The 12,634-nt window shown below is 55.8% G+C and carries 11 protein-coding genes and 2 pseudogenes; 8 read left to right on the top strand and 5 right to left on the bottom strand.

Going from position 1 to position 12,634, the window contains the following annotated elements; genetic code table 11:
- Positions 1-2: 2 nt before the first annotated feature.
- From CO667_RS31290 to CO667_RS31325, 8 genes are all read left to right on the top strand, one after another.
- Positions 3-1,310: an FAD-binding protein gene (locus tag CO667_RS31290; RefSeq protein ID WP_097622035.1), complete on the top strand. Its 1,308-nt coding sequence runs from the start codon at positions 3-5 to the stop codon at positions 1,308-1,310.
- Positions 1,311-1,322: 12 nt separating this feature from the next.
- Positions 1,323-1,622, top strand: a complete 300-nt coding sequence (locus CO667_RS31295; RefSeq protein WP_007636883.1) for a ferredoxin family protein — start codon at positions 1,323-1,325, stop codon at positions 1,620-1,622.
- Positions 1,623-1,840: 218 nt separating this feature from the next.
- Positions 1,841-3,523: a nif-specific transcriptional activator NifA gene (gene nifA, locus CO667_RS31300; protein WP_097622036.1), complete on the top strand. Its 1,683-nt coding sequence runs from the start codon at positions 1,841-1,843 to the stop codon at positions 3,521-3,523.
- Between the two features lie 216 nt (positions 3,524-3,739).
- On the top strand, positions 3,740-5,218 hold the full coding sequence (nifB, locus tag CO667_RS31305) for a nitrogenase cofactor biosynthesis protein NifB (protein ID WP_097622037.1): 1,479 nt from the start codon (positions 3,740-3,742) through the stop codon (positions 5,216-5,218).
- Positions 5,219-5,252: 34 nt separating this feature from the next.
- Entirely contained in the window at positions 5,253-5,459 is a 207-nt protein-coding gene (locus CO667_RS31310; RefSeq protein ID WP_082366400.1) for a 4Fe-4S binding protein, read from the top strand.
- A gap of 77 nt (positions 5,460-5,536) precedes the next feature.
- A complete protein-coding gene (locus CO667_RS31315; protein ID WP_007636887.1) occupies positions 5,537-5,854 on the top strand; it encodes a nitrogen fixation protein NifZ in 318 nt (105 codons plus the stop codon).
- A gap of 4 nt (positions 5,855-5,858) precedes the next feature.
- The gene (nifT, locus tag CO667_RS31320) at positions 5,859-6,071 is read left to right on the top strand and encodes a putative nitrogen fixation protein NifT (protein WP_007636888.1); all 213 of its coding nucleotides are present in this window, start codon (positions 5,859-5,861) and stop codon (positions 6,069-6,071) included.
- A 29-nt stretch (positions 6,072-6,100) separates the two neighbouring features.
- Entirely contained in the window at positions 6,101-7,039 is a 939-nt protein-coding gene (locus CO667_RS31325) for an SIR2 family protein (RefSeq protein ID WP_088396960.1), read from the top strand.
- Between the two features lie 328 nt (positions 7,040-7,367).
- On the opposite strand, the gene ectB is transcribed toward CO667_RS31325, so the two are convergent.
- The 5 genes and pseudogenes from ectB to cysC form a co-directional block, all read right to left on the bottom strand.
- A complete protein-coding gene (gene ectB, locus CO667_RS31330; RefSeq protein ID WP_097622038.1) occupies positions 7,368-8,642 on the bottom strand; it encodes a diaminobutyrate--2-oxoglutarate transaminase in 1,275 nt (424 codons plus the stop codon).
- 327 nt (positions 8,643-8,969) lie between these two features.
- Positions 8,970-9,788, bottom strand: coding sequence for a LuxR family transcriptional regulator (locus CO667_RS31335; RefSeq protein WP_097622039.1), 819 nt, complete (start codon positions 9,786-9,788; stop codon positions 8,970-8,972).
- A gap of 400 nt (positions 9,789-10,188) precedes the next feature.
- Positions 10,189-10,495 (bottom strand): annotated as a pseudogene (locus CO667_RS31340) (transposase); the annotation flags it as partial.
- A 232-nt stretch (positions 10,496-10,727) separates the two neighbouring features.
- On the bottom strand, positions 10,728-11,831 hold the full coding sequence (hisC, locus tag CO667_RS31345; protein ID WP_088396963.1) for a histidinol-phosphate transaminase: 1,104 nt from the start codon (positions 11,829-11,831) through the stop codon (positions 10,728-10,730).
- Positions 11,832-12,015: 184 nt separating this feature from the next.
- Positions 12,016-12,630 (bottom strand): annotated as a pseudogene (gene cysC / locus CO667_RS31350) (adenylyl-sulfate kinase); the annotation flags it as partial.
- Positions 12,631-12,634: the final 4 nt, after the last annotated feature.

The following is a 12,634-nucleotide window of genomic DNA, read 5'->3' on the forward strand; positions in this document are numbered from 1 at the left end:
CCATGACCGAGGAAAACTTCGACGCCATAGTTATCGGGGCCGGCATGGCCGGAAACGCAGCTGCTTACACGATGTCGAGCCGCGGCATGAAGGTGCTGCAATTGGAGCGCGGCGAGTATCCGGGCTCCAAGAATGTGCAGGGCGCCATCATGTACGCGGACATGCTGGAGAAAATCCTGCCGGACTTCCGGGATGATGCGCCACTGGAGCGGCACTTGGTCGAGCAGCGCTTCTGGATGATGGACGACTCATCCCACATCGGTATGCAATACCGGTCGGACGACTTCAACGAGTCAAGACCCAATCGCTACACGGTCATTCGCGCCCAATTCGACAAATGGTTTTCACGCAAGGTGCGCGAGGCCGGAGCTACTCTTCTATGCGAGACGACCGTGACGGAACTCGTTCGAGATCCAAAGGGCAGGGTGATTGGCGTTCGCACCGACCGCGCCGGCGACGTGATCCTTGCTGACGTGGTCGTTCTCGCAGAGGGCGTCAATGGACTGCTCGGCACGCGGGCTGGATTGCGTGACACGCCAAAGCCGGAAACTGTCGCGCTCGCCGTCAAGGAAATGCATTTCCTGGCCGAAGAGGTGATTGACCAGCGGTTCGGCCTCAAGGCCAATGAAGGCTGCGTCATCGAGGCAGTTGGCACGATCTCTCGCAACATGGCCGGGCTTGCCTTCCTCTACACCAACAAAGAATCGATCTCGATCGGGATTGGCTGCCTTGTCTCCGAATTCGCGGCAACAATGGAAAGTCCTTATGACCTGCTCGAAAAATTCAAAACCCATCCCTCGGTCAAGCCGCTGATCGCAGGATCGGAAGTCAAGGAATATGCGGCTCATCTCATTCCAGAAGGTGGTTACAAGGCAATTCCGCAGCTTTTTGGTGACGGCTGGGTCGTCGTCGGCGACGCGGCACAGCTTAATAATGCGGTGCACCGCGAGGGGTCCAACCTCGCCATGACGTCGGGGCGCATCGCCGGCGAAGCAATCGTCCAGATCAAGAACCGCAAGAAGCCGATGGTCAAGGAGCACCTCTCCCTTTACAAGTCGATGCTTGAAAATTCATTCGTCATCAAAGACTTGCGGAAGTACAAGGACATGCCTGCCCTGCTGCACACCAATTCCCGCAATTTCTTCACGACTTATCCAAAATTGCTGTCGCAGGCCGCACAGAACTTTGTGCGAGTGGACGGCACCCCGAAGATCGACAAGGAACGGGCGACCACGGCCACCTTCATCAAGGCACGCTCGCGCTGGGGGCTGTTTGGTGATGCGGTCCGCTTGGCGCGCGCGTGGCGATAAAGGAAAGATGAGATGACGGTTGCAGTGACGAACATACGCGTAGAGGACAAGCTTTACCAAAATCGATATGTGGTCGATGCCGGACGTCCGCATATTAGGGTGCGTCCACACGAGTGGCCGAGCGTAAATCTGTATGCCCTGACAGGTGTCTGTCCGGCCAAGTGCTACGAATTGAATGACCAGGGCCAAGTGGAGGTTATCGCCGACGGGTGCATGGAGTGCGGCACGTGCCGCGTACTCTGTGAGGCAAGTGGAGATATCGAGTGGAACTATCCGAGAGGCGGTTTCGGCGTTCTCTTCAAGTTCGGATAAAGGTTTGCAACTCAACGACTCAGAACCAACTGGGTTTGCAGACAGGCGCATCGGAAACTTGCAGAGGTGCGCGTTGCGGATTGGCATTAGAAATTACTATAAATACATGCAAGCAAGGGTTATAAGAAAATTAGACAACCCGAGGCTATATAATGACCCACATGCCCGCGCGATCGGTCGATGGAGTGGAGCCCCTATCTGCGCTACCTGCTGGACCCATGCGCCAAGCGGGCAGCGGAATCTACGAGATATCAAAGGTCCTAACTGCCCCCGCCCGGCTAGAGATCACGCTTGCCAACGTCGTGAACGTCCTCTCTTCCTTTCTGCAGATTCGACAGGGAGCAATCGTTGTTCTGGACGCTGGAGGTCATCCCGAGATTGCCGCAACTGGCGACATCCCCCCACCCTCTCAATCAGCCGCTCGAGGCGTTATACCGAAGGCCGTAATCGACCATATCGTGACAACCGGTATGCCCTTTATTGTAAAGGATGTTGGCAAGTCCGAATTGTTTCAGGCTGATCCGCAACCGCCTTGGAGCAGCGGCACCGTCCCGATTTCTTTTGTTGGCGTTCCGGTAAAAGCCGATAACAAAATAATTGGCACAATATCGGTCGATCGCGTCAGGAACGACGCCGCCCCCTTCCCCGCCGACGAGGACGTTCGCTTTCTGACCATGGTCGCCAATCTGGTCAGCCGGACGATCCGGCTTCATCGCTTCCTGAACCTGGAGAGTCGGCGACTTATCGGCGAACAAGAGAGACCGGAGAAGCCGATCAACACGCAAAGGGGCGCCCCGGGCCGACATCCACCCGTCAAAATCGACGGGATTGTCGGGGATAGCCCGGCTCTCCAGCAGGTGGTTGAAACAGTCTCGGTGGTGGCAAGGACGAATTCCACCGTGCTTCTGCGGGGCGAAAGCGGCACCGGCAAGGAATTTTTTGCTCAGGCGATCCATGAGCTTTCCCCTCGTAGAAACAAGCCGTTCGTCAAATTGAACTGCGCCGCGCTGCCTGAAGGCGTCCTGGAATCGGAGTTGTTTGGGCATGAAAAGGGCGCTTTCACCGGGGCCATCGCGCAGCGTGCCGGACGCTTCGAACTGGCAAATGGCGGAACGCTTCTGCTTGACGAGATTGGCGAGATTTCGCCCGCCTTTCAAGCCAAGCTGCTGCGCGTCCTGCAGGAAGGCGAGCTGGAGCGAGTGGGCGGGACCAAGACGCTTGCGGTCGACGTCCGGCTCATATGCGCCACGAATAAAAACCTCGAAATGGCTGTTGCAAACGCGGAATTCAGGGCCGACCTGTATTACCGCATCAGCGTAGTTCCAATTGTCCTGCCGCCGCTTCGAGAGCGACCCGGCGATATTCCACGCCTTGCGAAAGCTCTTCTTGACCGATTCAACAAGGAGAACGAAAGCGAGCTTACGTTTTCGCCGTCGGCGATCGAGGTGATGTCGCAATGCTATTTCCCAGGCAACGTCCGGGAACTCGAAAACTGCGTGCGAAGGACTGCTACCCTTGCACGTTCAAGCTCGATCGTTTCGTCTGATTTTGCCTGCAAGAACAGTCAGTGCCTTTCGTCGCTCCTCTGGAAAGGAACCGACGGGTCGCCCAGCGGCAATACCATCGATGGGCGTGCCCGGAGCAATGTGATGCCGGCTGCATCGCCGCGCTCGAGCGGGAACGTCGGTGCGTCGGACGAGGTGTCTTCCGTCAAGGCCTGTGATCCGAACGGTTCCGGTTGTCCCGCAATGGACTCGCGCCTCACGCAACGGGACCGGCTGATCGAGGCGATGGAAAAGGCCGGGTGGGTTCAGGCCAAGGCGGCTCGTATCCTCGGCCTTACGCCACGTCAGGTCGGCTATGCTTTACGCCAGCATCGCATCGAGGTGAAAAAGCTTTAAGCGTCCAAGTGACGTTTGGACCTTCTCGCATTTTCAATGCCTGGTTTTATGGCTTCGGCCAACTCCTTTGTCGACTGTCGAAAGCTCGACAAATCTGTGTCAGAACACGGTCGGAATCGAACAACAATAAGCAAATTATTGAAGCGAAATCCAATGCTTGGGATGGCATGGCTTTTGCGTTTTGAAACGCGACGTCAACTAGCAACGGAGCATTCAATGTCCGCACCGATGATTTCGCTTGAGAGTGTGACCAGCACGACATCCTCGGATCAATTGCTGGTGACCGCGAAACCGAGTGGCTGCACATCCTCGTCATGTGGCGTGTCCACAAAGCCGGCCGACATGGACCAGGCTATCTGGGCGAAGATCAAAAACCACCCCTGCTATTCAGAAGAAGCTCACCATTATTTCGCGCGCATGCATGTCGCGGTCGCACCAGCCTGCAATATCCAGTGCAACTATTGCAACCGTAAATATGACTGCGCCAACGAAAGCCGGCCTGGGGTAGTCTCGGAAAAGTTGACGCCAGACCAAGCGCGGCGCAAGGTCATTGCCGTCGCCAACGAAGTGCCGCAGCTTTCCGTGCTGGGTGTCGCCGGACCGGGCGATGCCTGTTACGACTGGAAGAAGACAAAGGAAACGTTCGAACGAGTCGCGGGCGAGATCCACGACATCAAGCTGTGCATCTCCACCAACGGGCTTGCGCTGCCGGATCACGTCGTCGAACTTGTCGACATGAATGTCGATCATGTGACAATCACGATCAACATGGTTGACCCTGAAATCGGCGCAAAGATCTATCCCTGGATCTTTTACCACAACCGTCGTTACACCGGCATCGAAGGCGCCAGAATCCTGCACGAGCGGCAGATGTTGGGCCTGGAGATGCTGACCGCGCGCGGCATCCTCACTAAGGTCAATTCGGTGATGATCCCTGGCGTCAACGACGAACACCTGGTCGAGGTAAACAAATGGGTCAAGGAGCGGGGGGCGTTCCTGCACAACGTCATGCCGCTTATTTCCGATCCGGCCCATGGCACCTACTACGGCTTGACCGGACAGCGCGGCCCGCGGGCGCTCGAATTGAAGGCGCTCCAGGATCGTCTCGAAGGCGGCGCAAAGCTGATGCGCCATTGTCGGCAGTGCAGGGCCGACGCCGTCGGCCTGCTTGGGGATGATCGCGGCCAGGAGTTCGCACTCGACCCGATTCCAGAAGAGATCACCTATGACGCCCATAAGCGCGAGGCCTATCGGGAAGTGGTCGCGCGCGAACGCGGCGATCACGCGACCGCCAAGAGCGAGGCAATCGAGACAGTCAAAGCAGCCGGCGACGGGTCCCTCCACGTCGCGGTCGCGACAAAGGGTGGCGGTCGCATCAACGAGCACTTCGGCCATGCGAAGGAATTCCAAGTATACGAAGCTTCGTCGAGAGGCATCACCTACGTCGGGCATCGCAGGATTGAACAGTATTGCCTCGGAGGCATGGGCGAGGAAGCCACCCTCGACGCCATCATAACTGCGCTGGAGGGCATTGACGTCGTGCTATGCGCCAAGATCGGGGAGTGCCCTAAGAATCGGCTCACGGAGGCCGGGGTTCGGGCAACGGATGCTTATTGCTATGACTACATCGAGACCGCCATCGGCACCCTCTACGCCGCCAAGTTTGGCGTCGAACCACAAGCAGCGACGGCGTGAGCGCTCTTAATCCAACATCTTCAGGAGTTTTAAAATGGCCTTCAGGATCATAGCGTCCCAATGCACCCAGTGCGGTGCCTGCGAGTTCGAATGCCCCTCCGGCGCGATCAGGTTTAAAGGAGAGATCTACGTTATCGACGCGGAAAAATGCACCGAATGCAAGGGCACCTTTGAAACGCAGCAATGCGCGGAGGTTTGTCCCGTGCCGAAGACCTGCGTCGCCGCCGCACCTGCGATTTGACCTTCAGCATGGGTCGGGGCTCCTGCGGAGAAGCCGCCTGCAATGACATCCTGCAGCTCCCAGAAGGAGGAACGCCGATGGGCCTTGGACGTGAACAGGAGGTCGAAATCCACAAGCCTCCACGATTTATACCCGGCGAGCGGGTGAGGGCCAGACTTCACGTAAAGAATGACGGCACCTATGCTGGCAAAAACATCGGCGAAAATTTGGTGCGGAAGGGCGACGAAGGCTATGTGCGCGACATCGGCACCTTTCTCCAGCAGTTTTACATCTATGCCGTCGAATGGGTCGAACATGGCACTATCGTCGGCATGCGTGCGCGTGAACTGACGAGCCTAGACAACGCCGCTGCTTGCGGCGCTGCTGAAATCGCGGGGCCCCCAACGAAGGAATAGCGACATGAAGATAATGATTCGCAGAACGAGCGCCGGCTTGTCGGCTTACGTACCAAAGAAAGATCTCGAAGAGCCGATCGTAGACGTCGAGACTGATGACTTGTGGGGCGGCACGGTCACACTCAGGAACGGCTGGAGGCTCGTCCTGCCCAAGCTATCGCGGGATACGCCTCTGCCGATCACCGTCCAAGCAAGGAAGATTCCTGACGAGGACTGATGCTGCAACGACAGACAAGAGAAACCAGCATGAACACAATCTTGACCTCGGACCGTCTCCTAATCGTTCGCAACGGTGACGCGGAAAAAAGACTTAAGCTGCTTCAGGAAGCGCTCGCTGCGGATCGGATCATTCCCTATCTCGGTCCGGATCTCCTTCGGCTGCAATCCACGGAACCACCTGTACCGGACACCCCGGAAGCCGTCTCCGCGGCACTCAACAAACGCACACTTGCTCCCTCCAGGATACGCAGCAATATGTGGTCAGTCGCGCAGTTCATTGAACAGCGACGGCATCGCCGGACGCTTCAGACCTGGATGGCAGAAATATTTGGAGCACCCGTGGCGCCGACGGCCCTCCACGACTGGCTCGCGACGTTGCCGATCTCCCTTATCGTCGACGGCTGGTACGACGGGACAATGCGTGCGGCTTTCGCGAAGACCGGTCGAACGGATGTCGTCGAGATGCAAGGCGTCACGCGTGCGAACGGCGGCGGCGACATTTGGACAAAAACTTACGATCTCTCCGGGAGAGACGTCGAACGCGTCTCAGCGCCAAAGACGGTCCTCTATGCGCCGCACGGCAGTGTTATGCCAGCCTCGAACTTTCTAGTGTCCGATTCCGATTACGTGGAAGTCCTAACCGAAATTGATATCCAGACGCCAATTCCTGAAATGGTGAAAGAACGGCGTACAGATCGCGGTTTTCTTTTCATTGGCTGCCGCTTCAACGATCAAATGCTCCGGATCTACGCTCGACAGATCATCAAGCGCTCCCACGGCCCCCACTTTGCAGTACTTGATGCGGAAGGCCTTACCAAAAACGAGCGGCGTTTCCTTGCAGCGAGCGCAATCACGGTTGTCGACCTGCCGACCGGCGAAGCCGCGGCTCTGCTTGTCCCATTTGGCATTAAGACGGATGGTGAGGAAGGCCACACGGCTTCCGGTTCGAATTTCCGTAGCGGCTAGGGTGTAGCCGCAAATAGAAAGTGCTCTGTTTCTGCTAAGTTCGAATGTCATACTGCCCAGGTTTGCTGACGTGGTGGCGATGAGCGCGCGTGATCTCTGCAGCGGATCGAGGCTCTGTCGCAGGTGATCGACGGCAAGATCGGGGACGACCGCAGATTTACTGTTCGCTCAATGCCATGCGGAGGACCGATGGTTATCAAAAAAAAACCTAAACAATTCCCACTACGCGGCAGAACCGCGGCCGGAATCGCCAAAGATAAGCCCTCGCATCGGCCACCATAATCAAGTTGTACGCTGATCGGCCGAAACGAGAGACCAAGGTTTGTCTTTAAACGCTCACCCGCACCGACTTCTCCAGGATGTCCAAACCGCGTTGGGCAGTTTGACTGTCGATAGTCAAGGGAGGAAGAAGCTTGATTACCTGGTCTTCCGCGCCGCATCGCTCTACCACCAGTCCTTGTTCGAAGGCTTGGCGGACGATTTTCTCCGCTAGTTTCCCCGTACGGCAGTCGAGCCCCAACATCATGCCTCTTCCCCGCACGGCAAGTTCAGAACGTTGGTTGCTTTGAGCAACTTCCCGAAGGCGCTCCATGAGCTGGCGTCCTGTTTCGATAACGCCCTTAGATAAGTTTTCATTTGTCCAGTATTTTTGCAAAGCAGCACTTGCCGTCACGAGTGCAAGGTTATTGCCTCTGAAAGTCCCAGTGTGTTCACCTGGCTGCCAAACGTCCAATTCGGATTTGAGCAGCAGAAGCGATAGAGGTAACCCATAACCGCTGAGGGATTTGGATAAAAGCACGATGTCTGGGGATATACCCGCAGACTCAAAACTGAAAAATTCGCCAGTTCGGCCGCAGCCAGCCTGAATGTCGTCAACAATCAGTAGGACGTCGTTCTTTCTGCAGAGCCGCTCAACTGACTGCAGCCAGTCTGTGCTTGCAGGGTTGATACCTCCCTCGCCTTGAACAGTTTCCAGAATAATAGCTGCCGGCAAGTCGACTCCGCTACTACTATCAGCAAGCACCTTATCCAAGTAGTCGGACGTATCGTTGTCGGCTCCCCAGTAGCCGTCGTAGGGCATGAAAACTGCGCCGGCAGGGGTAAGACCTGCTGCATTTCGGAAATAGCGATTGCCGGTTACGGCAAGGGCCCCCAAACTCCCTCCGTGATAGCCGTTTGTGAACGAGATTACGTTGTGCCGGCCGGTTGCCTTACGTGCGAGTTTCAAAGCAGCTTCAACAGCGTTGGCACCCGTGGGGCCGGTAAACTGAAATTTGTACGCCAGCCCGCGCGGGCGCAAAATTATATGGTCAAAATTTTTGATAAATTCTCGTTTCGCTGATGTTGCCATGTCTAACGCGTGGACGATCCGATTCGATTGCAGGTATTCCACTGCAGCATTTCGGATGTAGGGGTCGTTGTGACCGTAGTTAAGGGCACTCGCGCCGGAAAGAAAATCAATGAACTCAAAACCATTCTCGTCTTCGAGGATGGCTCCTGCCGCCTTTCTGAACACCACAGGGAAGGATCGTGAATATGACCTCACATTTGACTCGAGGGTTTCAAATTCCAGTAGCGAGTTAGAACTACTCTCTTGAGGCATGATCTTCCTCCATAAGAAACTTGCAGAGTCTCATCTGGTCGTGAACTAGTCGAACCGCTCCCGGTCTGCCTTCACTAACCCTTTACAATTGTAGGCTGGCATCCTAGCCGACAACGGCGACCCATTGCACCTACCTGCAAAGGGAGTATCGTCATAGACCGTTTCTTGGTTACAGGCTCAGCGCGTGCCGGATACACGTTTGGCTGCCGTTACTGCCGGACGGCAGCGTTGTGCCCAGTCCAACATCAGCAGTTGCGATATGACCGAAGACAGGTTCCGATGGCCGCCCCGCAACGGCCGGACGCAGGACCACACCCCGAGTTGGTCCTACAATTCGATAATTCCAAGGCTTGCTGCTTTCAAAGCCGCGACCGTTCGGCTACTGACATCCAACTTCCGCGTTATATTTTTTATGTGAAAATTTACAGTATTCTCAGAAATATCAAGTATCCGCCCTATATCCCATGAAGACTTCCCCCTTGCTACCCAGAGAATACACTCTCTTTCTCTTGGAGTAAGTTCGGGGCATTTTCCCGCAACCCGCTTCGCAAAATCCGCGACACTCAGATGGAAGTGCACAGCCGCAAATTTCAGATATGTAACCATTTTATTCTCGGGCTCGCAGGACGAGGGCCGAGCAAAGCTCATAATCGCAAAACTACCTCCGGGACCGTGCAATGGAACACTGACCCCTGACCTCAAACCGAACGCTGCAGCCTCCTCGAAAAATCGCCGTTCCAGTTCCGTTTTGATCATGTCATTGTGCGCTTCACTCCAACGGAAAGCGTCCGCCTGCTTTCGGCTCTTTTTGATGATGGGATCAATTCTGTCATAGCCCATCTTGGCATAATGATCCTGCCACTCATCAGGATAGCTGACGGCAGGCGGATTGCAGCGGACCATCTTTAGGATTTCATCGCCCGATTGACGATGATAGGCGACCCATGGGAATTCGAGAATCCGAGCAAATGAACACAACAATTCGAAAAGCTTCGGGGATCGAATTAAGCCCTGAGTTTTTTCGAGGAATTGGTAAAATTCAGCTGCATGCGCTTCTTCGATTGATTTAGGGAATTGCATGAGCGGAACCAAAAGAAAGCTGAAAGGATAGGTACCTGTCGGCTCCGCGGCCTCGACAGAATGCATTCACCCAAGTTCTGTAGCTCTGCCGCCGCATCCTTTGCCTCCAAACATCGTCACCGTCGTTACAGAGTTTTCGATGCAGAAACTCCGGCGTTACTGCCGGAAGGGCTACACAACTTGCTCTGACCACGTGTGTTGCTCTTGGACTTGATTCGAGGAGTATCAAGAGCTGTGCCAATTTAGATCCCGGAGCAATTGCCGATGTTAATCAACGATTCGACCGCTTGGGTGCACGGCTGGACATACCAAGTTTTGTCGTAAGTCGATGAAACCCGACAAAAATAGCCATTGAGCGGCCCATCACTAACAACCATGTTTGACCCATCGCCTCTCCAGTCATCCACGCAAGGGGATGGTGGTGGCGTATCCCCACGTGCTCATTTCCGAGTACGCTTACGATTTTGGGATCAGAACCGCGGATGCCATCTTCGATCCTGTAAAGAGCCGCGATACGCAGCAACGCCTCGTCGACGATAGGCGAGCCCTTCTTCGGCTTTGCCTTGATCAGCTTTCTGGCGCCATGAACCCACCAGAAAGCGAGCCTCAGCGGATTACCGCGCATGCGGTCTGGCGTAACCAGGTGAGAGTAGCCCCCGTAGGCATCGACTTGGATCGCGCCGTTGAATCCGTCTTAATTTCTGCAGCATATTCGCCGTTACGCCCAGGCCGAGCACCCCGCCGGACGGCAAAGATCCGTTCCAGCCGCGGTCGCAGCCCCAGAGATAGCTATTTTCGTCCTGCCGCGCCCCATCCAAACAATGGAGCCGTGGTCTTATCTACATAGAGCCGTCCAATTGGCCATGTCGTCTGTGACCGGGTGCTCCACTCGTGCGCTAACAACACGCGTAATCAAGGGAATCGAGACTGCGCATGCCTTACTGTGTTGCGCCTATTTGTGATCTTATTGCCACGTGACAAGCAGTGAGCAATAGTTCGAACCGGCTAGCTCTGCGTCTTCATGCTTCCAGAAATGATGTCCCTGGCAGCTGAAAGGAACGCATCCATTTGGGTTCTGGTGCCGATGCTGACGCGAATATAATTTTCCAATCCGGAATCGGGAAAGACGGCTACAAGTACGTTCTGCCTAGCCAAAGACGCTTGCCACCATTTGCCATCTTGTGCGGGGGGCACCCGAGCAAGCAAAAAGTTTGTGTGGGACGGGATCACAGAAAAGCCCAATTGAGACAAGGCAGTCGTCGTTCTGTGTCTTTCATGTTTAATATATTTGTGGTTCTCGTGGTAGTCGGCGCGGTGCGAAAGGATACTAATGCCCACCGCATGGCCGATTACGTTCATATTGAAGACATTTTGGAGGTTGCGGAGCCTCTCAATAAGCTCAGGATGACCAAAGCCAAAACCAACACGTATTCCAGCGGCTGCAAAGCCTTTCGAAAATGTTCTCAATATCAGAAGGTTTGAATGGCGATCGACGAGGCGCAGGGCATCATCGGGCGCAAAGTCGACATACGCTTCGTCCACCACTATCAATTGGTCAGATTGCGCGACGAGGCGGTCGATTTCGTCCACGGGAACGAATGTTCCGGTCGGATTGTTCGGATTGGCCAGCAGTATGAATTTTGCATCTCTTGCTGGACCAAGAAGCAGCTGCTCGATCGGCAGAGAATAAGACTCGCCCCATTCGATTTCGAGAAGTCGAGCACCCTGCAACATGGCAAGTTTGCGGTTAAAGGAAAAACCTGGCGATATCATCGCCACGCTATCTCCCGGGTCTAGGAATGCTCTGTAGATGAGCCCGAGCAGCTCAGACGAGCCATTCCCGGCGATCACCTGATCCTGGGAGAGGCCATACGCATTGGCGGCTGCGTCGCGCAAACTCAGATTGTCATCTTCGGGATACAGATAATGCCGTTCGAGGGCCGCCAGCGCACTTTGCATCACCATCATCGGCAACGGAAATGGATTCTCATTCGTGTTTAGTTTAACGCAGTTTGCATCTCGCCCCGGTTGATTGGAGGGTAGCGCATTTAGCTGTCTCGCCACCGGCGAAAGAGCCGAAAGCACGCCCTGCAGCTTTGCATCAGACATATCTTTTCTCCGTTTCAGTAAGCCGGCCGTGAGCGCGTGATCGGCTGTCTCATGCTGAAGCCAACAATAGCATCGGACGTTGGCGCGGCCCGCCTGGGGCTGCAACGACCACCGCGTAGTTAATAGCCAAGGACCGCCGCGGCCGCCTCAAGCCGCCAATGCTTAAGCCTCCGCACTCTCACAATCATGCGTCACTTTGCTCCATTCGCCTTTCGAGGAACTGTTCGATCTCAAACGCCAACGCCGCAGGGTCGTGGCCAACCGTTTCGAGATGCAACTCAGGGCTCTCAGGGCTCTCAGGGATCTCGTACGGTGAGGAAACGCCGGTGAAATTGGCTATCTTGCCAGCGAACGCCTTCCGATAAAGCCCCTTCGGATCGCGCCGCGCGCATTCTTCGAGCGGCGTGTCGACGAAGATTTCGATGAACTCCCCCTCCTCCATCAGTTCGCGAGCCATCCGGCGTTCGCCGCGGAACGGCGAGATCAAGGATACGAGCACGATCAGCCCGGCATCGGCCATCAGCTTAGCGACCTCGGCGACGCGGCGGATGTTCTCGACGCGATCAGACTGGTTGAAGCCTAGGTCGCGATTGAGCCCGTGGCGCACGTTGTCGCCGTCGAGGATGTAGGTGTGCTTACCGCGGGCATGCAGCAACCGGTCGAGCGCATTGGCGATTGTGGACTTGCCGGAGCCGGAAAGTCCGGTGAACCACAGGACGGCTGGCCGCTGGCTCTTCATCGCCGCGCGTGCGCCTTTGTCAACGCCCGTCGCCTGCCAATGCACGTTGTCGGCGCGCCTTGCC

It is taken from the genome of Rhizobium sp. L43, from assembly GCF_002531725.1.
In the GTDB taxonomy this organism is placed as follows: Bacteria; Pseudomonadota; Alphaproteobacteria; order Rhizobiales; family Rhizobiaceae; genus Rhizobium.

Coding starts and splice junctions, on each gene's coding strand:
- CO667_RS31290 (WP_097622035.1), top strand. CDS start 3: ATGACCGAGGAAAACTTCGACGCCATAGTTATCGGGGCCGGCATGGCC.
- CO667_RS31295 (WP_007636883.1), top strand. CDS start 1,323: ATGACGGTTGCAGTGACGAACATACGCGTAGAGGACAAGCTTTACCAA.
- nifA (WP_097622036.1), top strand. CDS start 1,841: ATGCGCCAAGCGGGCAGCGGAATCTACGAGATATCAAAGGTCCTAACT.
- nifB (WP_097622037.1), top strand. CDS start 3,740: ATGTCCGCACCGATGATTTCGCTTGAGAGTGTGACCAGCACGACATCC.
- CO667_RS31310 (WP_082366400.1), top strand. CDS start 5,253: ATGGCCTTCAGGATCATAGCGTCCCAATGCACCCAGTGCGGTGCCTGC.
- CO667_RS31315 (WP_007636887.1), top strand. CDS start 5,537: ATGGGCCTTGGACGTGAACAGGAGGTCGAAATCCACAAGCCTCCACGA.
- nifT (WP_007636888.1), top strand. CDS start 5,859: ATGAAGATAATGATTCGCAGAACGAGCGCCGGCTTGTCGGCTTACGTA.
- CO667_RS31325 (WP_088396960.1), top strand. CDS start 6,101: ATGAACACAATCTTGACCTCGGACCGTCTCCTAATCGTTCGCAACGGT.
- ectB (WP_097622038.1), bottom strand. CDS start 8,642: ATGCCTCAAGAGAGTAGTTCTAACTCGCTACTGGAATTTGAAACCCTC.
- CO667_RS31335 (WP_097622039.1), bottom strand. CDS start 9,788: ATGCATTCTGTCGAGGCCGCGGAGCCGACAGGTACCTATCCTTTCAGC.
- hisC (WP_088396963.1), bottom strand. CDS start 11,831: ATGTCTGATGCAAAGCTGCAGGGCGTGCTTTCGGCTCTTTCGCCGGTG.